Genomic DNA, 26,560 nt, shown 5'->3' with positions numbered 1-26,560 from the left:
TCAACTGCCATTGTCCTGAATCTTCTTTCTGTTCTTTCGTTTTCGAAAATATGGGGTGGTCGAAAGGGCTACTTGGTGCTGATCCCGCGGGGGCCGCGAGACAGCGACACGACGCCGGACTGGACGATCTCGCGGATCCCGTAGGGTTCGAGCACGCGCAGCAGCGCCTCGATCTTCTCGGGGGTTCCGGTCGCCTCGATGGTCAGCGACTCGTTGGAGACGTCGACGACCTTGGCGCGGAACAGGTTCACCGCCTCGATCACCTGGCTGCGGGTCTGCGCCTCGGCGCGCACCTTGATCAGCGCGAGCTCGCGCGACACCGAGTTGTCGTCGTCCTGCTCGACGATCTTGATCACGTTGACCAGCTTGTTGAGCTGCTTGGTGATCTGCTCCAGCGGCGAGTCCTCGACGTCGACCACGATGGTCATCCGGGACAGCTCCTTGGTCTCGGTGGCCCCGACCGCCAGGGACTGGATGTTGTAGCCGCGCCGGGAGAACAGCGAGGCGACCCGGGCCAGGACGCCGGGCTTGTCCTCGACGAGCACCGACAACGTGTGCGTGTGGCCAGATCCGTTGCTCATGCGTGTCCCTCTTCCGGATCGTCGAACAGCGGGCGGATGCCGCGCGCCGCCTGGATTTCGTCGTTGCTGGTGCCCGCGGCCACCATCGGCCACACCTGGGCGTCGGCGCCCACGATGAAGTCGATCACCACCGGGCGGTCGTTGATCGCCCGGGCCTGCGCGATGACCTCGGCCACATCCTCTTCGCGCTCGCAGCGCAGGCCGACGCAGCCCAGCGCCTCGGCGAGCTTGACGAAGTCCGGGATCCGATGCGAGTGGGTGGCCAGATCGGTCTGGCTGTAGCGCTCCTCGTAGAACAGCGTCTGCCACTGCCGCACCATGCCCAGGTTGCCGTTGTTGATCACCGCGACCTTGATCGGCACGCCCTCGATCGCACAGGTGGCCAGTTCCTGGTTGGTCATCTGGAAGCAGCCGTCACCGTCGATGGCCCACACCTCGGCCTCCGGGCGGCCCATCTTGGCGCCCATCGCCGCCGGCACCGCGAAGCCCATGGTGCCCAGCCCGCCGGAGTTGATCCAGGTCTTGGGGTTCTCGTAGGAGATGAACTGGGCCGCCCACATCTGGTGCTGGCCCACCCCCGCGACGTACACCGCATCGGAACCGGCGATCTTGCCCAGGCTTTCGATGACGAACTCCGGCGACAGGCTGCCGTCGCTCTGCGGGCCGTAGCTCAGCGGGTAGGTCGACTGCACCCCGCGCAGGTACTCCCACCAGTTGTCGATCTTGATCGACCCGAGCGCGCCGTCGCGGCGCAGCGCCTCGATCAGATCGGTGATGACGGCTTTGACGTCCCCCACGATCGGCACATCGGCGTGCCGGTTCTTGCCGATCTCGGCGGGGTCGATGTCGGCGTGGATCACCTTGGCCTCGGGCGCGAACGAGTCCAGCTTCCCGGTGACCCGGTCGTCGAAGCGGGTGCCCAGCGCGATCAGCAGATCGGCACGCTGCAGCGCCGCCACCGCGGAGACCGCGCCGTGCATGCCGGGCATGCCCATGTGCTGCGGGTGGCTGTCCGGGAAGGCGCCGCGCGCCATCAGCGTGGTCACCACCGGGATGCCGGTCAGCTCGGCCAGATCGAGCAGCTGGTCGGTGGCCTCACCGCGGATCACGCCGCCGCCGACGTAGAGCACCGGCTTGCGGGCGGCCGCGATCAGCTTGGCGGCCTCGCGGATCTGGCGGCTGTGCGGCTTGGTGTTCGGCTTGTAGCCGGGCAGCTCGAACTGCGGCGGCCAACTGAAGGTGCACTGCCCCTGCAGCACGTCCTTGGGGATGTCCACCAGCACCGGGCCCGGCCGGCCACTGGCGGCGATGTGGAACGCCTCGGCGATCACCCGGGCGATGTCGTCGCCGTTGCGCACCAGGAAGTTGTGCTTGGTCACCGGCATCGTGATGCCGGAGATGTCGGCCTCCTGGAACGCGTCGGTGCCGATCAGGCCGCGCCCGACCTGTCCGGTGATCGCCACCATCGGGATCGAGTCCATGTAGGCATCGGCCAGCGGGGTGACCAGGTTCGTCGCCCCGGGACCGGAGGTGGCCATGCAGACCCCGACGCGGCCGGTCGCGTGCGCATAGCCGCTGGCGGCGTGCCCGCCGCCCTGCTCGTGGCGGACCAGGACGTGGCGCAGCTTCTGTGAGTCGTAGAGCGGGTCGTAGACCGGCAGGACCGCACCGCCGGGGATCCCGAAGATCACGTCGACGTCGAGCTCCTCGAGCGACCGGATCACCGCCTGAGCGCCGGTGAGCTGTTGGGGGGCAATCCGTTTCGGCTGCGCGGTGGCCGGATTGGACGCTGGTGCGGTGCCGGCGGCCGGTGCGGCGGGCCCGCCGTCGGCGGGCCCGCCGTCGGCGGGCCGCTCGGACTGCTCGGGTGGTCGCGTGGTGGGTGCGCTCACGATGTCCTCGGTCTCTTGTGTCGGTGAATCGTCGTTGATTCGGTATCTAGGATCTCAAAACAGTGGTCAGGCAACAAAAAACCCCCGTCAGCCGTGGGCTGAACGAGGGTTGCGCGTCGGTGCTTGGTGCTATGCCCGGGCCGGGGCCAGCGCGGCATCGACGCGCAACCCGATTACTACAGCGGCGAGCAAGCCCGAGGTCTGCATAGCAGACGACGCTAGCGTCCGAACAGGCCAAAGGTCAAATTCGCCTACCGGGGTCCTGCACCGGCGAGCGGTCGGGCGCCGGTGCGATGATGGCGACATGCCCACCCCCTCCGCATCGGAGTCGGCCCCGGTTGTCGTCAAGATCTCGCCGGTGGCGCATTTCGCCGTCCTGCTGCTGACGATCGGCCTGCTCAGCATCGTGCTCGCCGCGCCCGGTTGGTCGGCGTTGCTGCTGCTCATCCCCGTCGCCCTGTCGACGATGGTGTTCCGCTACCGGACCATCGCCGACCACGACGGCGTCACCGCGCGCACGCTGCTGCGCAGCGAGACGACCCGGTGGGACGACATCGACGGGCTGCGGTTCGGTCGTGGCTCCTGGGCGGTCGCACACCGCCGCGACGGGACCGAGGCGACGCTGCCGGCCGTGACGTTCTCGACACTGCCGTTGCTGACCGCCGCCAGCGACGGCCGGGTGCCCAACCCCTACGAGTAGGCCGTCACGCCAAGGGATTGGCTCGAGCGGCTACGCCAACGGGTTGGCGCCGGCCGTTACGCCAACGGGTTGGCTCGTGCGGCTACCCCAAGGGGTTGGCGCCGTTGAGCAGGACCCAGATCGCGACCCCCGCACCCACGCCCAGCACCAGTGCGGCGAACGACCCGATGAACGGGCGGCGGGTCCAGCCGCGGCCGGCGTCCAGGCCGTAGCGTCCCGGCCCGACCAGGATGATCGCGACCACCGCGCACAGCAGGATGACCTCGTATTCGTGGCCGTCGGTGAGAAACGCCGAGAGCCTGGCGTCGGCGTTGGCCTCGGCCACCTCGGCCAGCAGGCCGGTGACCAGGTAGGCGAGCGCTCCCGCCGCCGCGACCGGGGTGAACAGCCCGAGCACCAGCAGCGCTCCGGCCGCGATCTGACCACCGGAGGCGACGTAGGCCAGGATGTCGGCGTACCGGAAGCCCATGTCGGACAGATAGTCGCGGAAGCCGTCGAGCCCGGGACCGCCCCACAGGCCGAACAGGTTCTGCAACCCGTGCCCGATCAGCAGTGCACCGACCGCGACGCGCAGCACCAGCAGGCCGAGATCCTGGGTGCCCCGGCGGTCGCCGTCGAAGCGGTCGGCCGGATCGGCGGCCCCGACCTCGGTGGGCACGGCGCTCGACCCGTACGCGCCGGGGGTCAGCCCCGCACCCGGCTGCACGTAGGGCAGCGGCTCGGGGTCGTTCATCAGGCCGAAGGTCGACTCGGTGGTGGCCTTCGGGGTGTCGTAGCGCGGAATCGCGGTCGTCTCCAGGTCGCCACCGAAGTGGGGCGAGTGCAGATCGTCCTCGGGGTCCACCAGCCGTGCCGACGCGGGCCGGCCACCCGGGTCGTCCGGCCGCTGCCAGGCGGTTGGGTCTTGCGGACTCGTCACGCCTGCCAGGGTAAGTGCAGATCACCCCGGAATCGGGTATTGGCGCGGCGTGCCCCACACCCTGTTTGCGCAGCGCGAGCGGGGAGCGCGTGGCGCGCACTGCCGAACGATCCGTAACCTGGCCTGCATGAGTCAGCGCCGGTCGTCGCGGGCAGCCAATGCCGTGGTGTGCGCCCTGCTGAGCGCGGCGCTGCTGGCCGGTGCCGGCTGCGCCCGCTTCGATTCGGCGCAGTCGCAGCCGTTCACCACCGAGCCCGAGCTGGCGCCCGGGCCCACCTCCACACCGCCACCGCCCCCGCCGCTGCCGGCCAAGCCGTTCCCGAAGGAGTGCCCCGCCCCCGGCGTCATGCAGGGCTGCCTGGAGAGCACCAGCGGGTTGATCATGCTGCCCGACAGCCAGTCGGCGCTGGTCGCCGAGCGCACCACCGGCGCGGTCAAGCAGGTCTCGGTGCGTGCCGAACCGACCGTCAAGACCGTCCTGCCGGTCGACGCCAGCGGCGACGGCGGCTTGATGGACATCGTGCTGTCGCCCACCTATTCGCAGGACCGGCTGATGTACGCCTACGTCAGCACGCCCACCGACAACCAGGTGATCCGCATCGCCGACGGTGACATCCCCAAGCCGATCCTGACCGGCATCCCCAAGGGCGCCACCGGCAACACCGGCTCGCTGATCTTCACCAGCCCGACCACGCTGATGGTGCAGACCGGCGACGCCGGCGACCCGGCCCAGGCCGCCGACCCCGGCTCGATGGCGGGAAAGCTGCTGCGCATCGAACAGCCGACCACGGTCAACCAGGCCCCCACCACGACCGCACTGTCGGGTCTGGGCTCCGGTGGCGGCATGTGCATCGACCCCGCCGACGACGCCCTCTACGTCACCGACCGGACACCGACCGCCGACCGGTTGCAGCGGATCAGCAAGGACTCGACGGTCACCACCGTGTGGACCTGGCCGGACCGGCCCGGTGTGGCGGGCTGCGCCGCGCTCGACGGCACGGTGTTGGTCAATCTGGTCAACACCAAGCAGACCGTCGCGGTGCGGATGTCGACGGACACCGGCGCGGTGACCGGCGAGCCCGAGGTGGTCCGCGAGGACCAGCACGGCCACGCCTGGGCGCTGCAGGTCTCCCCCGACGGCAACGTCTGGGGCGCCACGGTCAACAAGACCTCCGGCGACGCCGAGAAACTCGACGACGTGGTATTCCCGCTGTTCCCGCAGGGCGGCGGTTTCCCGCGGGCCAACGACGAGAAGACCTGATCGGCGCGGTCAGCGCTGGTCGGGACCCGGCCCCGGGCCCGGCAGGCGCAGCATCAGCCGCGTACCGCCGAGCGGACTGACCTCCAGCGACGCGGTGCCGCCGTGGATCTCGGCCTGCTGTGCGACCAGCGCCAGCCCGAGGCCGGACCCCGAACTCGACGCGGTGGTGCCGCGGTGGAAGCGCTCGAAGACCGCGGCGCGCTCCTCCTCGGGCACCCCGGATCCGTTGTCGTCCACCGCGATCTCCACGCCGGCCGACGAACTGACCACGCTCAGCCGCACCTGGGTCGCGCCACCGTGTTTGACCGCGTTGGCGATGGCGTTGTCGATCACCAGCCGTAGCCCCGCGGGCATCCCCAGCATCAGCACCGTCGTCGAGGACGCCAGCGACACGTCGAGCCCGGGATAGTTGTGCATCGCGTCGTGGGCCGCGCGGTCGAGCAGTTCGGCCACGTCGACCGGGACGAAGTCGTCGACGGTGGTCAGCTCGCCCTGCGCGAGCCGCTCCAGCGCGGCCAGCGTCGCCTCGATCCGTGACTGGGTGCGCATCACGTCGCCGATGACCTCCTTGCGCTGTTCGGCACCGAGATCGAGGGTGAGCAGCACCTCGAGGTTGGTGCGCATCGCCGTCAGCGGCGTGCGCAGCTCGTGGGACGCCACCGCGGCGAAGTCGCGCGCGGACTCCAGCGCCGCCCGGGTCCGCTGCTGCTCGTCGCCGATGCGCGCGAGCATGCCCTCGACGGCCTCGGAGATCTCGACCGCCTCCCAGACCCCGCGTACCTGTACCTCGTCGGGGTTGGACTGGGCGTTGATGGCGCGCGCCTGCTGGGCCAGCAGGCGGAACGGATTGACCATGATCAGCGAGATCACCCAACCGACCAGCAGCGTGCCGACGATCACGCCCGCACAGATCCAGAACACCCGCCAGTGCAGCGAGTCGATCCGGGCCTGGGTGTCGGCCAGCGGCGCACCCAGCGCGATGGAGGCACTGCCGGTGGTGATGGTCCGCACGCGGTACTCGACACCGTCGATGGTCGCGTCGGCGTAGCCGCTGGCCAGCTCGGGCAGCACGATGTCGGCGGGGATGGACACCGTGGCGGCGCCCAGCCGGACGGTGCGGACCAGGCCGCCCTCGCTGGGCTCGGGCCCGACCCCCTCCTGCGCGCTGCGCAGCAGCGTGTTGACGTCACCGAGGCTGGACAGCGAGTCCAGCCGCCGATCCAGCTGGTCGTACTGGTCGTTGGTGACCCCGAGCCACACCCACACACCGAGGGTGAGCACCAGGATGATCACGCCCAGCTGGGCGAGGATGACGATCGAGCGCAGCGACAGCAGCCGCAGCGGGTGCGCCAGCACACGGAACACCAGATCCTGGGGGCGTTTCGTCATCACCACAGGCCTCAGCTGCAGGCGGCCATCACCAGTTCGCGCACCCGGGCGGCGTCGGCCTGCCCCTTCGTCGCCTTCATCACCGCGCCCACGATCGCGCCGGCAGCCTGCACCTTTCCGCCACGGATCTTGTCGGCGATGTCGGGGTTGGCGGCCAGTGCCTCGTCGACGGCGGCCTGGATCAGCGAATCGTCGCGCACCACGGCCAGGCCGCGGCCGGTCATCACCTGTTCGGGCTCGCCCTCTCCGGCGAGCACCCCCTCGACGACCTGGCGGGCCAGCTTGTTGGACAGCTTGCCGTCGTCGACGAGCTTGACCACCGTGGCGACCTGGGCCGGCGTGATCGCCAGCGCCTCCAGTTCCACCCCCACCTCGTTGGCCTTCTGCACCAGGAAGTTGCCCCACCAGGCGCGCGCCTGGTCACTGGATGCGCCGTGCTCGACGGTGGCGGCGATCAGCTCGATGGCGCCGATGTTGACCAGGTCGCGCATCACCTCGTCGGAGATGCCCCAGTCCTGCTGAATACGCTTGCGCGCCAGCCACGGCAGCTCGGGGATGCCGGCGCGCAGCCGCTCGACGAGCTCGGCGCTGGGCGCCACCGGCTCCAGATCCGGCTCGGGAAAGTACCGGTAGTCCTGCGCGGTCTCCTTGCTGCGGCCCGGCGAGGTGTAGCCGTCCTCGTGGAAGTGCCTCGTCTCCTGCAGCACCGTGCCACCGGACTTCAGAACCGCTGCCTGCCTGCGCATCTCGTAGCGGACCGCAACCTCGACGCTCTTGAGCGAGTTGACGTTCTTGGTCTCGGTACGCGTGCCGAACTCGGCCTGCCCCTTCGGCTTGAGCGAGACGTTGGAGTCACAGCGCATCGACCCCTGGTCCATCCGGACGTCGGAGACACCCAACGCGCGGAGCAGATCTCGCAGCGCCGTCACGTATGCCCTGGCGATCTCCGGGGCGCGCTCGCCGGCACCCTCGACCGGTTTGGTGACGATCTCGATCAGCGGCACGCCGGCCCGGTTGTAGTCGATCAGCGACGTCGTGGCGCCGGCGATGCGTCCGGTCTCGCTGCCCAGGTGGGTCAGCTTGCCGGTGTCCTCCTCCATGTGGGCCCGCTCGATGTCGATGCGCCAGGTGCTGCCGTCGTCGAGCGGCACGTCGAGGTGGCCGTTGACGGCGATGGGCTCGTCGTACTGGGAGATCTGATAGTTCTTCGGCATGTCCGGATAGAAGTAGTTCTTCCGGGCGAACCGGCACCAGGGCACGATCTCGCAGTTCAGCGCCAGCCCGATCCGGATCGCGGACTCGACGGCGACCTGGTTGAGCACCGGCAGCGAGCCCGGCAGCCCCAGGCAGACCGGGCAGACGTGGGTGTTGGGTTCGCCGCCGAACCGGTTGGTGCAGCTGCAGAACATCTTGGTCTGCGTCGACAGCTCGACGTGGACCTCCAGGCCCAGCACCGGGTCGTAGGTGGCGATGACCTCGTCGTAGCCCAACAGGTCAACGTTCGCCGCAACAGTCATGCCTGAATCCTATTCGTGCTTGAATCCTCAGATGGCGTTGGATCGGCGCGCCTTCCTCAGGGCGGGCGCTCTGGGCACCCTGGCGGGCGGCGCCCTGCTCGCCGGGTGTTCCCGGCAGGCCGCACCTCCGTCACCTACCACGATGACCGCGGCGGAGACCGAGATCGACCTGGGCGGCGTCGTCGTACAGACCTGGGCGTGGGACGGGCAGGTGCCGGGCAAGGAGATCCGGCTGACCCGCGGCCAGTCGCTGCAGCGCACCCTGGTCAACAACCTTCCGGAGCCCTCGAGCATCCACTGGCACGGCCTGGCGGTGCCCAACCCGATGGACGGCGTGCCGGTGCTCACCCAGAAAGCCGTACCGCCGGGCGAGACGTTCGACTACCACTTCGACGTGTCCCAGTCGGGCACCTATTGGGCGCACCCGCACTACGGGTCACAGCTCGACCGCGGCCTCTACGCACCGCTCATCATCGAGGATCCCGGCGACGGCGGCGACTACGACGACGAACTCGTCGTGGTCCTCGACGATTGGCTGGACGGTACCGGCACCAATCCCGACAAGGTGCTGGAGGACCTGCGCAAGAACGGTATGAAGATGGATCCCGGCGGGCCCGGTGTCTCACCCACGACGCCGATGGGCACCGACGGCGGCGACGTCACCTACCCCTACTTCCTGATCAACGGCCGGGTGCCGGCCGACCCGCAGGTCGCGCGGTACCGGCCGGGCCAGCGGGTGCGACTGCGCATCATCAACGCCGGCGGCGATACCACGTTCCGGGTCGGTGTCCCCGGCACGGTGCTGTCCGTCACCCACACCGACGGCTATCCGGTGGTGCCGGTGCAGACCGGCTCGGTGCTGCTGGGCATGGGAGAACGCGCCGACGCCGTGATCACCGTCCCCGACACCTCGGTGCCGCTGGTGGCCGCGGCGTACGGCAAGGACGGGTACGCGCAGCTGAACCTGCGCGTCGGCGATGCGGGACCGACCGGCGCGAACGCCGACGCCGCGGCGTTCGCCACCGCGCTGGCCGGCCAGGTGCCCCTCGACACGGCCACGCTGGTCCCCACCGAGGCGGTCACGCTGCCCGCCCGCGAACCCGACCGGGTGCTGGACCTAGAGCTGACCGGACCGGTGGACGGGTACAACTGGCTGATCAACGGGCGCGCCTACGACCCGTCGGCCCCCGGCCTGCCGGTGAGCCGCGGGCAGCGCGTCCGGGTCCGCTATGTCAGCAAGTCGATGATGTTCCACCCGATGCATCTACACGGGCACACCTTCCAGGTGGTGGGCGCCGACGGGCCGCGGGCCCGTAAGGACACCGTGCTCGTCGCGCCGATGGCCACCGTCGCGGTGGACCTCGACGCCGACAACCCGGGCAAGTGGATCACCCACTGCCACAACGAGTATCACCTGGAAAGCGGGATGGCCACGTACCTCGAGTACACCGGCTGACCGCTCCTGCCCGAGCAGACGCGAACTCGCCCGCGCAGGCGCGGAAAATCTGGTGTCTGCTCGCGCGGGCGCAGTCTCAGCCGAAGAACGCGGCCGCGTCGTCGTAGCGGCTCTGCGGCACCAGCTTGAGGCTCCGGGTGGCGTCGGCCAGCGAGACCCGGCCGATGTCCTGCCCGCGCAGCGACACCATCATCCCGTACTCGCCGGCGTGCGCGGCATCGGCGGCGTTGACCCCGAACCGGGTGGCCAGCACCCGGTCGTACGGTGTCGGTTTGCCGCCGCGCTGCACATGCCCGAGCACGGTCGTGCGCACCTCCTTGTTGATGCGCTTCTCGATCTCGACGGCCAGCTGCTGGGCGACCCCGGTGAACCGCTCGTGGCCGAACTCGTCGATGCCGCCCTTGGCGAGCTGCATCGACCCCTCGGCCGGCTTGGCGCCCTCGGCGACCACGCAGATGAAATGTGCGTCACCGCGCACGAATCGGGTCTTGACCGAGCGGCAGACCTCTTCGACGTCGAACGGCTGCTCGGGAATCAGCGTCATGTGGGCGCCCGACGCCAGACCGGCGTTCAGCGCGATCCAGCCGGCGTGCCGGCCCATCACCTCGACGAGCATCACCCGCTGATGGGACTCCGCGGTGCTGTGCAGCCGGTCGATCGCCTCGGTGGCGATGCTCAGCGCGGTGTCGTGACCGAACGTCACGTCGGTGCAGTCGATGTCGTTGTCGATGGTCTTGGGCACGCCGACGACCGGCACCCCCTCCTCGGACAACCAGTTGGCGGCGGTCAGCGTGCCCTCCCCGCCGATCGGGATCAGCACGTCGATCCCGTTGTCGTCGAGGGTCTGCTTGATGTCGTCGAGGCCGGCACGCAGCTTGTCCGGATTGGTCCGCGCGGTGCCCAGCATGGTGCCGCCCTTGGCGAGCAGCCGGTCGTTGCGGTCGTCGTTCTTCAGCTGGACCCGACGGTCCTCGAGCAGTCCGCGCCAGCCGTCCTGAAAGCCCACCACGGTCGACCCGTAGCGGGCGTCGCAGGTCCGCACCACCGCCCGGATCACCGCGTTCAGCCCAGGACAGTCGCCACCACCGGTCAGCACTCCGATCCGCATGATCTATCTTGCTCCTCGCGTGCGCATGATCTATTTCGCTCCTCGCGTGCGCGTGATCTATTTCGCTCCTCGCGTGCGCATGCGGCCTATCTTGCCCTGTTACACGGCGGTCGGCAGGGCACCGCGGGCCGCCTCGTAGGCGGCCCCCACGCGGTAGAGGCGGTCGTCGGCCAGCGCCGGCGCCATGATCTGCAGGCCGACCGGAAGGTTGTCGTCGGCGGACAGCCCCGACGGCACCGACATGCCGCAGTGCCCGGCCAGGTTCAGCGGCAGCGTGCACAGGTCGAACAGGTACATCGACAGCGGGTCGTCGACCTTCTCGCCGAGCGGGAACGCCGTGGTGGGTGTCGCCGGGGACACCAGCACGTCGACGCTGCGGTAGGCCGCGTCCAGGTCCCGCGCGATCAGGGTGCGCACCTTCTGCGCCTGGTTGTAGTAGGCGTCGTAGTAGCCGGCCGACAGCGCGTAGGCGCCGATCATGATCCGGCGCTTGACCTCGGGGCCGAATCCCTCGGCCCGGGTCATCGCCATCACCTCTTCGGCGCTGTGGGTGCCGTCGTCGCCGACCCGCAGGCCGTAGCGCATCCCGTCGAACTTCGCCAGGTTCGAGGACACCTCCGACGGCAGGATCAGGTAGTAGGCCGGCAGCGCGTAGTCGAAGTGCGGGCAGTCCACCTCGCTGACCTCCGCGCCGAGCGCGCTGAGCTGCTCGACCGCGGCGTCGAAGGAGGCCTGCACACCCGGCTGGTAACCGGCGCCGCTGCGCAGCTGCTTGACCACCCCGACGCGGACCCCGGACAGGTCACCGCCGGCACCGGCGCGGGCCGCGGCCACGACGTCGGGCACCGCGGCGTCCAGCGACGTCGAGTCGTGCGGGTCGTGCCCGGCGATGACGGCGTGCAGCAGCGCGGTGTCGAGCACCGTCCGCGCGCAGGGGCCGCCCTGGTCCAGCGACGACGCACAGGCGATCAGGCCATACCGCGACACCGTCCCGTAAGTCGGCTTCACGCCGACCGTCGCGGTCAGCGCCGCCGGCTGGCGGATCGAGCCGCCGGTGTCGGATCCGATGGCCAGCGGGGCCTGGAACGCGGCCAGGGCGGCGGCGCTGCCTCCGCCGGAGCCGCCGGGCACCCGGTCGACGTTCCACGGGTTGCGGGTGGGCCCGTATGCGGAATTCTCGGTCGAGCTGCCCATCGCGAACTCGTCCATGTTGGTCTTACCCAGGATCGGGATGCCCGCGGCACGCAGCCGCGCGGTCACCGTCGCGTCGTACGGCGAGGTCCAGCCCTCGAGGATCTTCGACCCGCAGGTGGTCGGCATGTCGGTGGCGGTGAACACGTCCTTGAGCGCCAGCGGAACCCCGGCCAGCGGCGAAGCCGGCTCCTCCCCGGCGGCGACGGCGGCGTCGACGGCCGCAGCGGACTCCAGCGCCCGCTCCGCCGCGACGTGCAAGAACGCGTGGTAGTCGCCATCGCTCGCCGCGATCTGGTCCAGGTGGGCCTGGGTGACCTCGGTGGAGGACACCTCCTTGGCCGCGATCTTGGCGCCCAGCGTCGCCGCGTCGAGGCGGATGAGATCGCTCACTCTGCCTCCCCCAGGATCCGCGGCACCGCGAACCTGCCCTCCTCGGCGCTGGGCGCCTGCGCGAGCGCCTGCTCCTGCGTCAGGCACGGCTGCGGGTCATCGGGGCGGAACACGTTGACGTCCTTCAACGGGTTGTCGGTGGCTTCCACGCCGGTGACGTCGACCGCCTGGATCTGGCTGACATGGCCGAGGATGGCATCGAGTTGGCCGGCGTAATGGTCCAGCTCGCCGTCGGTCAGGGCGAGCCGGGCGAGGCGTGCCAGGTGCGCAACCTCGTCTCGGGAGATCTGGGACACGACCAGAAAGCCTAGTTGACGGTGACGGCGGACCCGCCGCCCCGGTCACCGCCGCCCGGGCCCTCCGAGTCGCCGGTTCGCGGCAGTCCGTGACACAGTGATGCGCGTGCCTTCCTATCTGCTGCGGGTCCAGCTGGAGGACAGGCCCGGCAGCCTCGGCTCCCTGGCCGTGGCCCTGGGTTCGGTGGGCGCCGACATCCTGTCCCTCGACGTCGTCGAGCGCGGCGCCGGCTATGCGATCGACGACCTCGTCGTCGATCTGCCGCCCGGCGCCATGCCCGACATGCTCATCACGGCCGCCGAAAACCTCAACGGCGTCTACGTGGACAGCATCCGCCCGCATACCGGGCTGCTCGAGGCGCACCGCGAGCTCGAGCTGATCGACCACGTCGCCGCCGCGGAGGGCAAGCTCAAACAGCTGCAGGTGCTCGTCGACGGGGCACCGAAGGTGCTGCGCGTCGGATGGTGCACGGTGGTCCAGCTGACCGGGGCCGGGCCCGAACGTGTGGTGGGCAGCCCGGGGGCGCCGGAGACGCAGGCCGCCGCCACCCCGTGGCTGCCGATCGAGCGCGCCTGCGTGCTGGATGCCACCGCCGACTGGATACCGCAGGTGTGGCGGGACATGGACACCACGCTGGCGGCCGCGCCGCTCGGCGATGCGAACACCGCGCTGATGCTGGGCCGCCCGGGCGGGCCGGATTTCCGGCCCAGTGAGGTCGGGCGGCTGGGCTACCTGGCCGGGATCGTCGCCACCATCACCGGATGAGGGGGCCTCAGTCCCCGCCCGGCCCGAATTCCAGCAGCCGCGCGAACCCGTCCTCGTCGAGCACCGGCACCCCCAACTCGACGGCCTTGTCGTACTTGGATCCCGGCGAGTCACCGGCCACCACGTAGTCGGTCTTCTTCGACACCGACCCGGCGGCCTTGCCACCGCGCGCGATGATCGCCTCCTTGGCGCCGTCGCGGGAGAAGCCCGCCAGCGATCCGGTGACGACGACCGTGAGCCCCTCCAGCGTGCGCTTGACGCTGGTGTCCCGCTCGTCGGCCATCCGGACCCCCGCCGCGCGCCACTTGTCGACGATCGCCCGGTGCCAGTCGACGGTGAACCAGTCGGTGACCGCCGCAGCGATCGTCGGGCCGACCCCCTCGATCGCGGCGAGTTCCTCCTCGGAGGCGGACTCGACGGCCCGCAGGCTGCCGAACTCGGTGGCCAGCGCCCGGGCCGCGGTCGGGCCGACGTGACGGATCGACAGCGCGACCAGCACCCGCCACAACGGCTGCGCCTTGGCCCTGCCGAGGTTGACCAGCAGCCGCTTCCCGTTGGCCGAGACCTCGCCGGCCTTGGTGGTGAACAAATCGGTGCGCAGCAGATCCTCGGCGGTCAGGCCGAACAGGTCACCCTCGTCGGAGATGACCCCGGCCGCCAGCAGCGCGGCCGCGGCCTCGTAGCCGAGTCCCTCGATGTCGAACGCGCCGCGGCCGGCGACGTGAAACACGCGCTCGCGCAACTGCGCCGGGCAGGAGCGCGAGTTCGGGCAGCGGATGTCGGCGTCACCCTCCTTCGCCGGCGCGAGCATGGTCCCGCATTCCGGGCAGTGGGTGGGCATCACGAACTCCCGCTCGGTGCCGTCGCGCAGGTCGACGACCGGCCCGAGCACCTCCGGGATGACGTCGCCGGCCTTGCGGATCACCACGGTGTCGCCGATCAGCACGCCCTTGCGTTTGACCTCCGACGCGTTGTGCAACGTGGCCAGCCCGACCGTCGAGCCCGCGATCTTGACCGGTTCCATGTAGGCGAACGGGGTGACCCGCCCGGTGCGCCCGACATTGACCCGGATGTCGAGCAGCTTGGTGGTGGCCTCCTCGGGCGGGTACTTGTAGGCCACCGCCCAGCGCGGGGCGCGCGACGTCGCGCCCAGCCGGCGCTGCAGCGCCACCTCGTCGACCTTGACCACCACGCCGTCGATCTCGTGCTCGACGTCGTGGCGGTGCTCACCCCAGTACGCGATGCGTTCGGTGACCGCGTCCAGCCCGTTGACCTGGGTGGTGTGGTCCGACACCGGCAGGCCCCACGCCCGCAGCGCCCGGTACGCGTCGTGCAGGGTCACCGGGCTGAACCCCTCGGCGTGGCCCAGACCGTGGCAGATCATCCGCAGGTTGCGCCGCGCGGTGACCGCGGGGTTCTTCTGCCGCAGCGAGCCCGCCGCGCTGTTGCGCGGGTTGGCGAACGGCGGCTTGCCCTCGGCCACCAGCCCGGCGTTGAGTTCCTCGAAGTCGGCCACCCGGAAGAACACCTCTCCGCGCACCTCGAGGACCTCGGGAAGTGGGAATTCCTCTGTACCGCTAAGCCTTTCGGGAACATCGGAGATGGTACGGGCATTGAGCGTGACGTCCTCGCCGGTGCGCCCGTCACCGCGGGTCGCCGCCCGGACCAGCCGGCCGCCGCGGTACACCAGGGCCAGCGCCACGCCGTCGATCTTCAGCTCGCACAGGTAGTTCACGTCGGCGCCGATCTCGCCCTTGATCCGCTCCGCCCAGGCGGCCAGTTCGTCGGGGGTGAACGCGTTGTCAAGGCTCAGCATCGGTTCGAGGTGCGCGGCCGGGGTGAAGTCGGTGGCGAAGCCGGCGCCGCCGACCAGCTGGGTGGGCGAGTCCGGGGTGCGCAGCTCGGGATGGTCGTCCTCGAGGGCCTGCAGCCGGCGCAGCAGCGCGTCGAACTCGGCGTCGGAGATGACCGGCGCGTCGCGCACGTAGTAGCGGAACTGGTGCTCGCGCACCTCTTCGGCGAGCTCCTGCCATTGCCTGCGCAGCGCGGCGTCGCCGGCCTGCTCGGCCGGCATCACCTCGGGATCCGGGCTCGCCTCGGGACTCACCCTGGCAGGCTATCGGAGCGCCCCGACATCTCACCGTGCGTACGCTTGCGCACGTGAACCACCCGATCATGTTCGGTGCCGACGACATGGGGTTGGCCGAGGTTCGAGGGCTGGCCCTGGGTTTCCCCGGAGCGTTCGAGAAAGTCGCCTGGGGCAGGCCGGTGTTCTGCGCGCCGAAGATGTTCGTGATCTACGGCGGCTCCACGAAGAGCACGGTCAAGGGCGTCCATGTCCAGCACCCGCACTCGGTTCTGGTCAAGGTCGACGACTCCGACCGCAGGGCCCTCGAGCAGGATCCCCGGTTCTTCTTTCCTGCCTATCTGGGCCCGTTCGGCTGGCTGGGCCTGGACTTCGAGTCGGCCCCGGTGGACTGGGACGAGATCGCTGAGCTGATGGACGCGTCGTTCCGGATGGCAGCGCCGAAGAAGTCGATCCGGCAACTCGACGAACGGTGAGCGCGCCGCGCCCGCCGGTGTCGGTCAACGCCTCACCCCTGACCCGCACGGTGTAGCCGATCGAGCAGGTCTGCCCGAACGGCAGGCAGCGCCCCCATCAATGCGCGGTATCGCATCTTCGCCCCACGACATCGACGACCAGGCGAATCCCGATACGAGGCGAGACGACGATCCCGTTCTGTTCGGTGCCGCGGGGTGCGGCCGAATTCTCAGACGGCCTCGGGATCCTCGGCGAAGGCGTCGGCGGCCCGCTGCACCAACTCGACCGCCGTCCGCGCCCACGCCGGCGTCGCACCGGCCAGCCCGCACGACGGGGTGATCCCGACCCGATCGGCCAGCACCGTCCTGGCGAAACCGAGCCGGTCGGTCACTGCCGCGACCGCGGCGGCGATCTGCTCGACCGACGGCCTGGTCGCGGGCGCGGTTGCCGGCACCGCGCCCAACAGCACGGTCCGGCCGGACTCGATGAACTCACCGATCCCGTCGAGATCGGCCGCGCTGAGCGCCTGGACGTCGACCGACATCGCAGCGACGGCACTGCGCTGCAACAGTTTCCAGGGCAGATCCACCGAGCAGCTGTGGACGGCCAGAGCGCCGTCCACGGCGGCGGCACACTCGTCGAGCAACGCCACCACCACCCCCTCATCCACCGGGTGCACGGGCGACAGGCTCGTCACGCCGGTGAGCCTGCCGGCCAGCGCGGCGGGCAACGCCGGCTCGTCGAACTGCACCACCACCGGTGTCTGCAGCCTGCGCATCAGCTGCCCCCGGTGCGCAGCCATGCCCTCGGCCAGCGACGTGGTCAGGTCGCGCACCGCCCCGGCATCGGTGATGGCCCGATGCCCGCCGGGCAGTTCGACGTGCGCGGCCAGCGTGACCGGTCCGGGTGCCTGGACCTTGACCACGCGGTCGCTCCCGTGCAGGCCCGCCGTCTCCCAGGCCTCCTCGAGGGCGTCGATGTCCTCGTCCAGCAGGCTGGCGGCCCGTCGGGTCGCCGCGCTGCGCCCCGCCGAGACGCGGTACCCGCGCGCGACGGTGTCGAGGTTGATGTCGACCAGCAGCGCGGCGGCGCGACCGATCATGTCGGCACCCACCCCGCGACCGGGCAACTCCACCAGGTGCGGAAGGCGGTGCAGTTCGCCGACGACCACCTCGGCGGCAGTGCGGGCGGATGTCCCGGGCCACGACCCGATGCCGGTCGCGGCGGCGAAAGCGCTCACTCGCCCGACGATATGCGACCGGATAGGGTCGTGCGCATGACGGCCCGCATCTGCGCGTCGGTCCTGGCCGCGGCGGCACTGGTGCTCGCCGGCTGCGCGCAGACCGTGGCCGGCACGGCGGTGCGCACCGTGCCGGCCATCGACGAGGACTCGCTGTCCCCGGTGGATGTCGACGCGGTGCTTCTCGACCGGGCCGAGTTGGCGGCGATCACCGGTGCCGGCGAGAACCTCACCGCGATTCCCGGGATGGACAGCAAGGCGCCCGTCGATATCGACTTCATGCTGGAAACCGTTCCGCTGCAATGCCAGTGGGTATTCGCCGAAACCCAGGTGTTCGGTCCCGACATCGAGGAGTTCCGCAAGACCGCCTACCAGAGTCCACCGCGCGGCGGCATCGTCTCGCAGGCCGTGGCCGGATACCGCGACCACGCCACCGCGCTGCGCGCGTTCGACAGCCTGGCCCACCGGATCGACGGTTGCGACGCGACGTTCTCCGGCCCGCAGATCGTCGGCGAGGTGCTGACCACCGCCGACTCCGTGCACACCAGGCCGGGCGACTGCGGCCGGGACTACCGGGTGAAGTCCGCCGTGCTGGTGGAGGTCACGTTCTGCGCCCTTCCGCCCTCGGTGCCCGACATCCTGATGACCAACATCCTGGCCAACGTGCCCGACTAACGGGCAACCCGGATGGTGGCGCTGCCGAGCACCTCGTCGCCCTCGGGATCGGGGCGGTAGAGCACCACCGTCTGACCGGGAGCCACCCCGCGCAGCGGGGTGCGCAGGTCCACCACCAGCGACCCGTCGGCGAGTTCGGCGACCGCCTCGGCCACACCGCCGTGCGCACGCACCTGCACCGCGCACTCGACCGGGCCGCGCGGTGCGACGCCCGCGGTGAACACCGGCGAGTCACCGATCAGGGTGGTCACGTCCAGATCCGCCAGTTCACCGACGTGCACGGTGGCGGTGTCGGCGTCGATGCCGGTCACGTACCGGGGGCGGCCGTCCGGGCCCGGGCCGGGAATACCGAGTCCCTTGCGCTGCCCGATGGTGAAGCCGTGCACCCCGTCGTGTTCGGCGAGCACCCTTCCGGCCGCGTCGACGACGCTGCCGCGCCGCACCCCGATCCGGGCGCCGAGAAACGCACGGGTGTCGCCCGACGGGATGAAGCAGATGTCGTGGCTGTCCGCCTTGTCGGCCACCGCCAGCCCGCGGCGGGCGGCCTCGTGGCGGATCTGCGCCTTCGGGGTGTCCCCGATCGGGAACAGTGCATGCTGCAACTGCTGTGCGGTCAGCACCGCCAGCACGTAGGACTGATCCTTGTCCGGGTCCACCGCGCGCCGCAGCCGGCCGTCGGCCAGTCGCGCGTAGTGCCCCGTCGCCAGCGCATCGAAGCCCAGCGCCAGCGCACGGGCCGCCAACGCGGAGAACTTGATCCGCTCGTTGCAGCGCACACAGGGGTTCGGCGTCTCACCGCGGGCGTACGCATCGACGAAGTCGTCGATCACGTCTTCCTTGAAGCGGTCCGCGAAATCCCAGACGTAGAAAGGAATGTCGAGGACGTCGGCGACCCGGCGGGCGTCGCCGGCGTCCTCCTTCGAACAGCACCCCCGGGAACCGGTGCGCAACGTCCCCGGTGACGCCGAGAGCGCCAGATGGACGCCGACGACCTCGTGTCCGGCGTCGACCATCCGGGCGGCGGCCACCGATGAGTCCACGCCGCCGCTCATGGCGACCAGCACACGCATGTCAGCGCCCCGAACTGGCCAGCGCGGCCTGCCGTGCCCGCTGGACCGCGGCGGGCAGCACCGCAAGCGCGGCGTCGATGTCGTCTTCGGTGCTGGTGTGGCCGAGCGACAACCGAATCGATCCGCGCGCACTGGCGGGATCGGCGCCCATCGCGATGAGCACGTGCGACGGCTGCGCCACCCCCGCCGTGCACGCCGATCCGGTCGAACACTCGATCCCCTTGGCGTCCAACAGCATCAGCAGCGAATCACCCTCACAGCCACGGAACGTGAAGTGTGCGTTGCCGGGCAGCCGGTCGGCGCCCGGAGCACCGTTGAGAAGAACGTCGTCGATGCTGTTCAGCACGCCGCCGATGAGCCGGTCACGCAGCGCGCGCACCCGCGACGCGGTGGAGTCCAGCGTCTCGACCGCAGCCCGCGCGGCGACGGCCATCGCCACCACTGCGGCCACATCCTGTGTGCCCGAACGTACATCGCGTTCCTGACCACCGCCGTGCAGCAGCGGCACGCACGCGGTGTCGCGACGCAACAGCAGCGCGCCCACCCCGGTCGGACCGCCGAACTTGTGCGCGGCCACGCTCATCGCGGACAGGCCGCTGGCGGCGAAGTCGACCGGGATCTGCCCCACGGCCTGGATCGCGTCGCTGTGCATCGGGATGTCGAACTCCGATGCGATCGCGGCCAGTTCGGCGATCGGCATGACGGTGCCGACCTCGTTGTTGGCCCACATCACCGAGATCAGGGCGACGTCGTCGGGATCGGCCAGCGCGGCCCGCAGCGCTGCCGCGCTGACCGCTCCGAACTCGTCGACCGCCAACCAGGTGACCTCGGCACCCTCGTGTTCGACCAGCCACTCGACGGCGTCGAGCACGGCGTGGTGCTCGACCGGTGTGGTGATGATCCTGCGGCGGTTCGGGTCGGCGTCCCGCCGGGCCCAGAAGATGCCCTTGACGGCGAGGTTGTCGCTCTCGGTTCCGCCGGCGGTGAAGATCACCTCCGAGGGGCGCGCGCCGAGCACCTGGCCCAGCGATTCGCGCGACTCCTCCAGCCGGCGGCGGGCCAGTCGACCTGACCCGTGCAACGAGGACGCGTTGCCGACGGTGGCCAGCACAGCGGTCATCGCCTCGATGGCGGCGGGGCGCATCGGGGTGGTGGCGGCGTGGTCGCAGTACACCGGCTTGAGAGAAGGCGGCGACACAGTCATAACCGTTCCACAATAGCCGCCGCGGGCCCGCCGACCCCATTCCGCTCAGGCCACCAGGGCGTGGCCCTGTCCGCAGCCGGTGCGCGCCACCAGCTCCGACCGTGCCGCATCCCCGCGCACCGCGGCCTCGCAACGGGCCGCCAGATCGCGGCGGTCCACCCCGGGCAGTTGCAGCGACTGCACCCGGACATGGATCACGGTGCGCCGGGCGGTGACGATCCGGCGCAGCGAGGTCAACAGCGTGTCGTCGCCGATGTAGGCCGCCACCGTGGACCGGCTGCCGTCGCGGTGGTGGTAGCTCAGCCGCAGCGGCTGCACCGGCCTGCCCGCGTCGATGGCAGCCTGGAACATGGCCGGGCGGAACGCGCCGAACCCCAGCCCGCACCAGGTGGTGCCCTCCGGGAAGGCCACCACGGTCTGGCCGGCACGCAGCCGGTCGGCCACCGCGGCCACCACGTCGGGGAGGCGGCGCAGGTTGCCGCGGTCGATCGGGATGACCTTCAGCAGCTTGGCGACGGCGCCGAGCCCGGGCCAGCCGACCATCTCCGCCTTCGCGACGAACGAGCCGGGCATCACCGATCCGATCGCGAAGATGTCCACCCAGGACACGTGGCCACTGACCACCAGCACCCCGCGCAGATTGCGAATCGGACCGCCGGACACCGTGATTCGCACTCCCAGACAACGCATCATGAGCCGGCAGTAGCCGCGCTGCAGGTGTGAGCGCCCGGGCAGCGGCACCGCCAGCAGCGGCAACATCGGCAGCAGCAGCACCGCGGCGACCGCGCGCACGGTGGCCCGCGCCAGCACGACCGCCCGTCGACCCGAGGGGATGTCACCGGCGGCGATGCAGGCCGGACCACAAGAGGCCTCCTGCAGCCAGGGGTGGGTCGCGGTCACGATGCCACCCCGTCGGCTGCCGCGATGTCGGCGGCCGCGCCGACCGATCGGAGCCGGCGCAGATAGCGGATGTCGGCGCGGCGTTTGTCCAGCAGCGCGGGGAAGTCACCCACCCCGAAGTCGGGGTCGTGGGCCGGCTCACCGCACACCTGGGCGCCCAGCCGCAGGTAGCCCCGCATCAGCGGGGGCACCGCCACCCGCGCCGGCGGGTCGATGTCGTCGAGGCCCCGGCCGTCGAGCACCACGGGGCGGTACGGGTGCACGGTGAACTCGGCGGGCGCCGCGTGCCGCTTCCTGACGAAGTCCCGCACGCCGCGCAGCTGGCTGCCCGGCGCGCAGCGGCCCTCCGGATCGGCCACCGGTACCGAGACGCACCCGGTCACGTAGTCGTAGCCGCTGCGGTCCAGATAGGCCAGGATGCCGGCCCACATCAGCAGCACCACCGCACCGTTGCGGTGTCCGTCGCGCACCACCGCGCGGCCCATCTCGACCAGCGAGGGACGCAGCCCGTCGAGTGCCGAGACGTCGAATTCCGTCGCCGTGTAGAGACCGCCCGCGGCGATCGCGCCGGGCGGCGGAAGCATCCGGTAGCAGCCGACCAGTTCACCGGTGTCGTCGTCGCGGACGAGCAGGTGGTCGCAGTACTCGTCGAAGCGGTCGGCGTCCAGGCCGTCCGAACCGTCGTCGGTCAGCGCGAACCCCGGCTCGGAGGTGAACACGTCGTGGCGCAGGCGCTGCGCGGCGACGATGGACTCGGCGTCGGTGCACAGCAGCATCGAGTACCGCGGCGCGGACCCCGCCGGAACGGACTCGTGCGAAGGGATGAGTACAGAGGCAGTGCTCATAGCCAGCACGGTCGCGCAGGCGTTGGGCGCGACGGCAATCGATGCGTGACGTGTTCGTGAGCGCTGGGTGACGGTTCGGGGTGCCGGTTCCCGCGGACCCGGGGCACCTGCTACCGGCGGGTTGGGGGCTCCTGCACGTGCGGGGGAACGCAAGAGGCCCCCATTTCGGCAGGAAGTGGGGGCCTTCGCGTCTGCTCGCGCAGCGAAAACTAGCCCTTGCGGGCCTTGACCGCCTCGGTCAGCTGCGGGGTCACCTTGAACAGGTCACCCACGATGCCGAGATCGGCGACCTCGAAGATGGGGGCCTCCTCGTCCTTGTTCACCGCGATGATCGTCTTGGAGGTCTGCATGCCGGCGCGGTGCTGGATCGCCCCGGAGATGCCGAGCGCGATGTAGAGCTGCGGCGACACGGTCTTACCGGTCTGGCCGACCTGGAACTGGCCCGGGTAGTAGCCGGAGTCCACCGCGGCGCGCGACGCGCCGACCGCGCCGCCGAGCGAGTCCGCCAGCTCCTCGACGATCTTGAAATTCTCCTCGCTGCCGACGCCGCGGCCACCCGACACGACGACGGACGCCTCGGTCAGCTCCGGACGGTCACCGGCGACGGCGGGCTCGCGGGAGGTGATCTTGGTCGCATTCTCCGCCGCGGCGGGCACGTCGACCTTGACGACCTCACCGGCACCGGCGGCGGGCTCGGCCTCGATCGCGCCCGGGCGCACGGTGATCACCGGGGTGTCGCCGACGACCTCGGCCTCGACGGTGAACGCACCGCCGAAGATGGAATGAACGCCTACTCCCCCTTCTCGGACGTCGACGACGTCGACCAGCATGCCGGAGCCGATCCGGGCGGCCAGTCGGCCGGCGATCTCCTTGCCGTCGGCGGTGGCGGCCACCAGCACGCCGGCGGGCGTGGCGGACTCGGCCAGCGCGGCCAGCACGTCCACGTACGGGGTGATCAGGAAGCTCTCGGCGGCGTCGGACTCGGCGACGTAGATCTTGGCGGCACCGGCCGCCTTCAGTCCGTCGACCAGCGGGTCGGCCGTGCCCGGCTTGCCCACCACCACCGCGGCCGGTTCGCCCAGCACGCGCGCGGCGGTGATCAGCTCACCGGTGATCTTCTTCAGGGCACCATCTGCGTGCTCCACGAGCACGAGTACTTCAGCCATGGGATTCGTTGCCTCGATGTCTGTTCAGGGGATGTGGGAAAAGTTCGGGCGATCTGCCTAGATGATTTTTTGAGCGACCAGGTACTCGGCGATCTTGGTGCCGCCGTCGCCCTCGTCGGTGACCTTCTCGCCGGCGGTCTTGGGCGGCTTCGGCGTCGACGACAACACCTTGGAGCCGGCGTTGGCGACACCGACCTCGTCGGACTCCACGCCGATCTCGGCGAGGGTGAGCGTGGTCACTTCCTTCTTCTTGGCGGCCATGATGCCCTTGAAGGACGGGAAGCGTGGCTCGTTGATCTTCTCGTTGACGCTGATCACGGCCGGCAGCGACGCCTCGAGGGTGAACACACCCTCGTCGGTCTCGCGCTCCCCGGTGACCTTGCCGCCCTCGACGGTGACCTTGCGCAGGTGCGTGAGCTGTGGCAGGCCCAGGTACTCGGCGACGATCGCGGGCACCGCACCGCCGACGCCGTCGGTGGCCTCGTTACCGGCGATGACCAGCTCGGCGCCCTCGATGGTGCCCAGCGCACGGGCCAGCGCCCATCCGGTCTGGACCACGTCGGATCCGTGCATGCCCTCGTCGAGCAGATGCACCGCCTTGTCGGCGCCCATCGACAGGGCCTTGCGGATCGCCTCGGTGGCGCGCTCGGGGCCCGCGGTCAGCACGGTGACGGTGCTGTCGCCGCCCTCCTTCTCCTTGATGAGCAGTGCTTCCTCGACGGCGCGCTCGTTGATCTCGTCGAGCACGGCGTCGGCGGCTTCCCGGTCAAGGGTGAAGTCACCGTCGGTCAGCTTGCGCTCGGACCATGTGTCTGGGACCTGTTTGATCAGGACCACGATGTTCGTCATGACTCTGGTTCGTCCTCCTCGAAGAGGCCGGAGACCGGCCTGCAATACCACGTTTGAAGCAATCACCACCATGTTACCCGCGAGTAACTTGAGGCGGTTCGCACGAACACCATAGCTGGTCGAAGTTTGTGCTCCGTCAGCCGCTGCGAACTGGCCCGGTCCGGTGAGCGGTTCGCCAACCGACGATTACGGGTTAGCCTGCCTTCCGATGAGCGCATTCGTTACCGACGGTCCGCCTGATGACCGGCCCGGTGCGGCGGCCCTGCCGCTGACCGGCGAACGGACCGTCCCGGGCATCGCGGAGGAGAACTACTGGTTCCGCCGCCATGAGGTCGTCTACCGACGGCTGGCCGAGCGCTGCCGGGACCGCGACGTGCTCGAGGCGGGGTGCGGCGAGGGATACGGCGCCGACCTGATCGCCGGTGTCGCCCGCCGGGTGATCGGGCTGGACTACGACGATTCGGCGGTCGCCCACGTGCGCACGCGCTATCCCCGGGTGGACGTGCGCCAGGGCAACCTGGCCGACCTGGCGCTGGACGACGCCTCGGTCGACGTGGTGGTCAACTTCCAGGTCATCGAGCACCTGTGGGACCAGGGGCGGTTCGTCGCCGAATGCCTCCGGGTGCTCCGCCCGGGCGGGGCGTTGCTGATGTCGACGCCCAACCGCATCACCTTCTCCCCCGGCCGCGACACCCCGGTCAACCCGTTCCACACCCGCGAGCTGGACGCCGCCGAACTCACCGAGCTGCTGAAGACCGGCGGTTTCACCGTGGAGGCGATGCTGGGCGTGTACCACGGCGGCCGGTTGGCCGAGCTGGACGCCCGCCACGGCGGGTCGATCATCGACGCGCAGATCGCCCGGGCGGTCGCCGACGCACCGTGGTCACCGGAACTGCTGGCCGATGTCGCATCGGTCACCGTCGACGATTTCGACCTGCTGGACAGCGCCGGCAGGGACATCGACGACAGCCTGGACCTGGTGGCGATCGCGGTACGGCCGTGACCCAACCCGCCACCGAGCCCGTCCCCGGGCTCTTCACGCTGGTGCTGCACACCCACCTGCCCTGGCTGGCCCATCACGGCCGCTGGCCGGTCGGCGAGGAGTGGCTCTACCAGTCGTGGTCGGCGGCCTATCTGCCGCTGGTGCGGGTGCTGCGCGCGCTGGCCGCCGAGGACCGCCACCGGTTGTTGACCCTCGGCGTCACCCCGGTGGTCGCCGCCCAGCTCGACGACCCGTACTGCCTGCAGGGCATGCACCACTGGCTGGCGAACTGGCAGCTTCGCGCATTGGAGGCCGCCACCGTCCGCACGTCGTCCGGGCCGTCCCCGGCGTCGGCGCCGGACGCGCTGCGCACGTTCGGGTCCCGCGAATACCGGGAGGCGGACCGCGAGCTGGCGGAGTTCGAGACCCTGTGGCGCCACGGCGCGGCCCCGGTGCTGCGCGAGCTGATCGACGGCGAGGTCATCGAGCTGCTGGGCGGCCCGCTGGCGCATCCGTTCCAGCCGCTGCTGAACCCGCGGCTGCGGGAGTTCGCGCTGCGCGAGGGACTGGCCGATGCCGGGCAGCGGTTCGCCCACACCCCCGCGGGCATCTGGGCCCCGGAGTGCGCGTACGCCCCGGGTATGGAGACCGGCTACGCCGCGGCCGGGGTCGGCCATTTCATGGTCGACGGACCGTCGCTGCACGGCGACACCGCGCTGGGCCGCCCGGTGGCCGGCTCCGGCGTGGTGGCGTTCGGGCGCGACCTGCAGGTCAGCTACCGGGTGTGGTCGCCCCGGTCCGGCTATCCCGGGCATTCGGCCTATCGCGATTTCCACACCTACGACCATCTGACGGGTCTCAAGCCGGCCCGGGTGACCGGACGCAACGTGCCCTCGGACGCCAAGGCGCCCTACGACCCCGACCGTGCCGATGCCGCGGTGGACCGGCACGTCGCGGACTTCGTCGACACGGTACGCCGGCGTCTGGTCGCCGAGACGGCCCGGATCGGCCGGCCCGCGCACGTCATCGCGGCGTTCGACACCGAGTTGTTCGGGCACTGGTGGTACGAGGGCCCGGTGTGGCTGGAACGGGTGCTGCGCGCGTTGCCGGCGGCCGGAATCCGGGTGGGCACGCTCGCCGACGCCGTCGCCGAGGGTTACGTCGGCGCACCGGTCGATCTGCCGCCCGGCTCGTGGGGTTCGGGCAAGGACTGGCAGGTGTGGGCCGGCGAGCAGGTCGCCGACCTGGTGCAGCTCAACAGCGACGTCGTCGACACCGCGTTGAGCACCGTCGACAAGGCCCTGACGCAGTCGGCATCACCGGGCGCGCCGGCCCCGCGCGACGTGGTGGCCGACCAGATCCTGCGCGAGACGTTGCTCACCGTGTCCAGCGACTGGCCGTTCATGGTCAGCAAGGACTCGGCCGCCGACTATGCGCGCTACCGGGCGCACCTGCACGCCCACGCCACCCGTGAGATCTGTGCGGCCCTGGCGGCGGGCCGCCACGAGCAGGCGCGCCGCCTCGCCGAGGGCTGGAACCGGGCCGACGGCCTGTTCGGATCCCTCGATGCACGCAGGCTTCCGGGCGCATGACCGGCGGCCACCGCGCGTCACCGGGC

General features: G+C 70.6%; 24 protein-coding genes. 8 read left to right on the top strand and 16 right to left on the bottom strand.

Annotated elements, in window-relative coordinates:
• Positions 1–68: 68 nt before the first annotated feature.
• The gene (gene ilvN / locus JDV09_RS00905; protein WP_221367218.1) at positions 69–581 is read right to left on the bottom strand and encodes an acetolactate synthase small subunit; all 513 of its coding nucleotides are present in this window, start codon (positions 579–581) and stop codon (positions 69–71) included.
• The gene (locus tag JDV09_RS00900) at positions 578–2,473 is read right to left on the bottom strand and encodes an acetolactate synthase large subunit (protein ID WP_221367217.1); all 1,896 of its coding nucleotides are present in this window, start codon (positions 2,471–2,473) and stop codon (positions 578–580) included. The genes ilvN and JDV09_RS00900 overlap by 4 nt, the downstream gene beginning before the upstream one ends.
• Positions 2,474–2,777: 304 nt before the next feature.
• Between JDV09_RS00900 and JDV09_RS00895 the strand changes: the two genes are divergently transcribed.
• Positions 2,778–3,173 carry a PH domain-containing protein gene (locus JDV09_RS00895; RefSeq protein ID WP_221367216.1) on the top strand — a complete coding sequence of 132 codons (396 nt, stop codon included), beginning with the start codon at positions 2,778–2,780 and terminating at the stop codon, positions 3,171–3,173.
• A gap of 82 nt (positions 3,174–3,255) precedes the next feature.
• On the opposite strand, the gene JDV09_RS00890 is transcribed toward JDV09_RS00895, so the two are convergent.
• The gene (locus JDV09_RS00890) at positions 3,256–4,092 is read right to left on the bottom strand and encodes a DoxX family protein (RefSeq protein ID WP_221367215.1); all 837 of its coding nucleotides are present in this window, start codon (positions 4,090–4,092) and stop codon (positions 3,256–3,258) included.
• 127 nt (positions 4,093–4,219) lie between these two features.
• On the opposite strand from JDV09_RS00890, the gene JDV09_RS00885 reads away from it, so the two are divergent.
• A complete protein-coding gene (locus JDV09_RS00885; protein WP_221367214.1) occupies positions 4,220–5,353 on the top strand; it encodes a PQQ-dependent sugar dehydrogenase in 1,134 nt (377 codons plus the stop codon).
• A 9-nt stretch (positions 5,354–5,362) separates the two neighbouring features.
• On the opposite strand, the gene JDV09_RS00880 is transcribed toward JDV09_RS00885, so the two are convergent.
• Both JDV09_RS00880 and gatB read right to left on the bottom strand, forming a co-directional pair.
• The gene (locus JDV09_RS00880) at positions 5,363–6,742 is read right to left on the bottom strand and encodes a sensor histidine kinase (RefSeq protein WP_221367213.1); all 1,380 of its coding nucleotides are present in this window, start codon (positions 6,740–6,742) and stop codon (positions 5,363–5,365) included.
• Positions 6,743–6,753: 11 nt separating this feature from the next.
• Positions 6,754–8,259, bottom strand: coding sequence for an Asp-tRNA(Asn)/Glu-tRNA(Gln) amidotransferase subunit GatB (gatB, locus tag JDV09_RS00875; protein ID WP_221367212.1), 1,506 nt, complete (start codon positions 8,257–8,259; stop codon positions 6,754–6,756).
• Between the two features lie 19 nt (positions 8,260–8,278).
• Here gatB and JDV09_RS00870 point away from each other — a divergent pair, with 19 nt between their 5' ends.
• Positions 8,279–9,715: a multicopper oxidase family protein gene (locus JDV09_RS00870; protein WP_221367211.1), complete on the top strand. Its 1,437-nt coding sequence runs from the start codon at positions 8,279–8,281 to the stop codon at positions 9,713–9,715.
• Between the two features lie 76 nt (positions 9,716–9,791).
• Here JDV09_RS00870 and JDV09_RS00865 read toward each other — a convergent pair whose 3' ends face one another.
• The 3 genes from JDV09_RS00865 to gatC form a co-directional block, all read right to left on the bottom strand.
• Positions 9,792–10,823 carry an ATP-dependent 6-phosphofructokinase gene (locus JDV09_RS00865; protein ID WP_221367210.1) on the bottom strand — a complete coding sequence of 344 codons (1,032 nt, stop codon included), beginning with the start codon at positions 10,821–10,823 and terminating at the stop codon, positions 9,792–9,794.
• Positions 10,824–10,922: 99 nt separating this feature from the next.
• On the bottom strand, positions 10,923–12,407 hold the full coding sequence (gene gatA / locus JDV09_RS00860; protein ID WP_221367209.1) for an Asp-tRNA(Asn)/Glu-tRNA(Gln) amidotransferase subunit GatA: 1,485 nt from the start codon (positions 12,405–12,407) through the stop codon (positions 10,923–10,925).
• Entirely contained in the window at positions 12,404–12,703 is a 300-nt protein-coding gene (gene gatC, locus JDV09_RS00855; RefSeq protein WP_221367208.1) for an Asp-tRNA(Asn)/Glu-tRNA(Gln) amidotransferase subunit GatC, read from the bottom strand. The genes gatA and gatC overlap by 4 nt, the downstream gene beginning before the upstream one ends.
• A gap of 100 nt (positions 12,704–12,803) precedes the next feature.
• Between gatC and JDV09_RS00850 the strand changes: the two genes are divergently transcribed.
• Complete coding sequence (locus JDV09_RS00850) at positions 12,804–13,469, top strand: ACT domain-containing protein (protein ID WP_255604622.1); 666 nt, start codon at positions 12,804–12,806, stop codon at positions 13,467–13,469.
• 7 nt (positions 13,470–13,476) lie between these two features.
• Here JDV09_RS00850 and ligA read toward each other — a convergent pair whose 3' ends face one another.
• Entirely contained in the window at positions 13,477–15,543 is a 2,067-nt protein-coding gene (ligA, locus tag JDV09_RS00845) for an NAD-dependent DNA ligase LigA (protein ID WP_221367462.1), read from the bottom strand.
• An 86-nt stretch (positions 15,544–15,629) separates the two neighbouring features.
• Here ligA and JDV09_RS00840 point away from each other — a divergent pair, with 86 nt between their 5' ends.
• Entirely contained in the window at positions 15,630–16,031 is a 402-nt protein-coding gene (locus JDV09_RS00840; protein WP_221367206.1) for an MmcQ/YjbR family DNA-binding protein, read from the top strand.
• 209 nt (positions 16,032–16,240) lie between these two features.
• Here JDV09_RS00840 and JDV09_RS00835 read toward each other — a convergent pair whose 3' ends face one another.
• Entirely contained in the window at positions 16,241–17,251 is a 1,011-nt protein-coding gene (locus tag JDV09_RS00835) for a uroporphyrinogen decarboxylase/cobalamine-independent methonine synthase family protein (RefSeq protein WP_221367205.1), read from the bottom strand.
• A gap of 36 nt (positions 17,252–17,287) precedes the next feature.
• On the opposite strand from JDV09_RS00835, the gene JDV09_RS00830 reads away from it, so the two are divergent.
• On the top strand, positions 17,288–17,926 hold the full coding sequence (locus JDV09_RS00830) for a sensor domain-containing protein (RefSeq protein ID WP_221367204.1): 639 nt from the start codon (positions 17,288–17,290) through the stop codon (positions 17,924–17,926).
• Here the strand turns inward: JDV09_RS00830 and mnmA are convergent.
• The 6 genes from mnmA to JDV09_RS00800 all read right to left on the bottom strand — a co-directional run bounded on the left by mnmA (position 17,923) and on the right by JDV09_RS00800 (position 23,960).
• A complete protein-coding gene (mnmA, locus tag JDV09_RS00825; protein WP_221367203.1) occupies positions 17,923–18,996 on the bottom strand; it encodes a tRNA 2-thiouridine(34) synthase MnmA in 1,074 nt (357 codons plus the stop codon). The genes JDV09_RS00830 and mnmA overlap by 4 nt on opposite strands.
• Before the next feature lies 1 nt (position 18,997).
• Complete coding sequence (locus JDV09_RS00820) at positions 18,998–20,194, bottom strand: cysteine desulfurase family protein (protein ID WP_372452819.1); 1,197 nt, start codon at positions 20,192–20,194, stop codon at positions 18,998–19,000.
• 51 nt (positions 20,195–20,245) lie between these two features.
• Positions 20,246–21,103: a lysophospholipid acyltransferase family protein gene (locus JDV09_RS00815; RefSeq protein WP_221367461.1), complete on the bottom strand. Its 858-nt coding sequence runs from the start codon at positions 21,101–21,103 to the stop codon at positions 20,246–20,248.
• On the bottom strand, positions 21,097–21,945 hold the full coding sequence (locus JDV09_RS00810) for a GNAT family N-acetyltransferase (protein ID WP_221367201.1): 849 nt from the start codon (positions 21,943–21,945) through the stop codon (positions 21,097–21,099). The genes JDV09_RS00815 and JDV09_RS00810 overlap by 7 nt, the downstream gene beginning before the upstream one ends.
• 209 nt (positions 21,946–22,154) lie before the next feature.
• The gene (locus JDV09_RS00805) at positions 22,155–23,111 is read right to left on the bottom strand and encodes an electron transfer flavoprotein subunit alpha/FixB family protein (RefSeq protein WP_221367200.1); all 957 of its coding nucleotides are present in this window, start codon (positions 23,109–23,111) and stop codon (positions 22,155–22,157) included.
• 57 nt (positions 23,112–23,168) lie between these two features.
• Positions 23,169–23,960 (bottom strand): electron transfer flavoprotein subunit beta/FixA family protein, encoded by a 792-nt coding sequence (locus JDV09_RS00800; RefSeq protein WP_221367199.1) that lies wholly within the window; start codon positions 23,958–23,960, stop codon positions 23,169–23,171.
• A gap of 208 nt (positions 23,961–24,168) precedes the next feature.
• Between JDV09_RS00800 and JDV09_RS00795 the strand changes: the two genes are divergently transcribed.
• Positions 24,169–24,963, top strand: a complete 795-nt coding sequence (locus JDV09_RS00795; RefSeq protein WP_221367198.1) for a class I SAM-dependent methyltransferase — start codon at positions 24,169–24,171, stop codon at positions 24,961–24,963.
• Positions 24,960–26,534, top strand: a complete 1,575-nt coding sequence (locus JDV09_RS00790; protein ID WP_221367197.1) for a 1,4-alpha-glucan branching protein domain-containing protein — start codon at positions 24,960–24,962, stop codon at positions 26,532–26,534. The genes JDV09_RS00795 and JDV09_RS00790 overlap by 4 nt, the downstream gene beginning before the upstream one ends.
• Positions 26,535–26,560 lie beyond the last annotated feature (26 nt).

The organism is Mycolicibacterium xanthum (assembly GCF_019710635.1).
In the GTDB taxonomy this organism is placed as follows: domain Bacteria; phylum Actinomycetota; class Actinomycetes; order Mycobacteriales; family Mycobacteriaceae; genus Mycobacterium; species Mycobacterium xanthum.
This window is presented reverse-complemented; position numbering and strand designations above follow the sequence as displayed.

Bases quoted from the DNA above. Each gene is read 5' to 3' on its own strand.
- ilvN (WP_221367218.1), bottom strand. From the start codon at position 581: ATGAGCAACGGATCTGGCCACACGCACACGTTGTCGGTGCTCGTCGAG.
- JDV09_RS00895 (WP_221367216.1), top strand. From the start codon at position 2,778: ATGCCCACCCCCTCCGCATCGGAGTCGGCCCCGGTTGTCGTCAAGATC.
- JDV09_RS00885 (WP_221367214.1), top strand. From the start codon at position 4,220: ATGAGTCAGCGCCGGTCGTCGCGGGCAGCCAATGCCGTGGTGTGCGCC.
- JDV09_RS00880 (WP_221367213.1), bottom strand. From the start codon at position 6,742: ATGACGAAACGCCCCCAGGATCTGGTGTTCCGTGTGCTGGCGCACCCG.
- gatB (WP_221367212.1), bottom strand. From the start codon at position 8,259: ATGACTGTTGCGGCGAACGTTGACCTGTTGGGCTACGACGAGGTCATC.
- JDV09_RS00865 (WP_221367210.1), bottom strand. From the start codon at position 10,823: ATGCGGATCGGAGTGCTGACCGGTGGTGGCGACTGTCCTGGGCTGAAC.
- JDV09_RS00850 (WP_255604622.1), top strand. From the start codon at position 12,804: ATGCGCGTGCCTTCCTATCTGCTGCGGGTCCAGCTGGAGGACAGGCCC.
- ligA (WP_221367462.1), bottom strand. From the start codon at position 15,543: ATGCCGGCCGAGCAGGCCGGCGACGCCGCGCTGCGCAGGCAATGGCAG.
- JDV09_RS00830 (WP_221367204.1), top strand. From the start codon at position 17,288: ATGACGGCCCGCATCTGCGCGTCGGTCCTGGCCGCGGCGGCACTGGTG.
- mnmA (WP_221367203.1), bottom strand. From the start codon at position 18,996: ATGCGTGTGCTGGTCGCCATGAGCGGCGGCGTGGACTCATCGGTGGCC.
- JDV09_RS00810 (WP_221367201.1), bottom strand. From the start codon at position 21,945: ATGAGCACTGCCTCTGTACTCATCCCTTCGCACGAGTCCGTTCCGGCG.
- JDV09_RS00805 (WP_221367200.1), bottom strand. From the start codon at position 23,111: ATGGCTGAAGTACTCGTGCTCGTGGAGCACGCAGATGGTGCCCTGAAG.
- JDV09_RS00800 (WP_221367199.1), bottom strand. From the start codon at position 23,960: ATGACGAACATCGTGGTCCTGATCAAACAGGTCCCAGACACATGGTCC.
- JDV09_RS00795 (WP_221367198.1), top strand. From the start codon at position 24,169: ATGAGCGCATTCGTTACCGACGGTCCGCCTGATGACCGGCCCGGTGCG.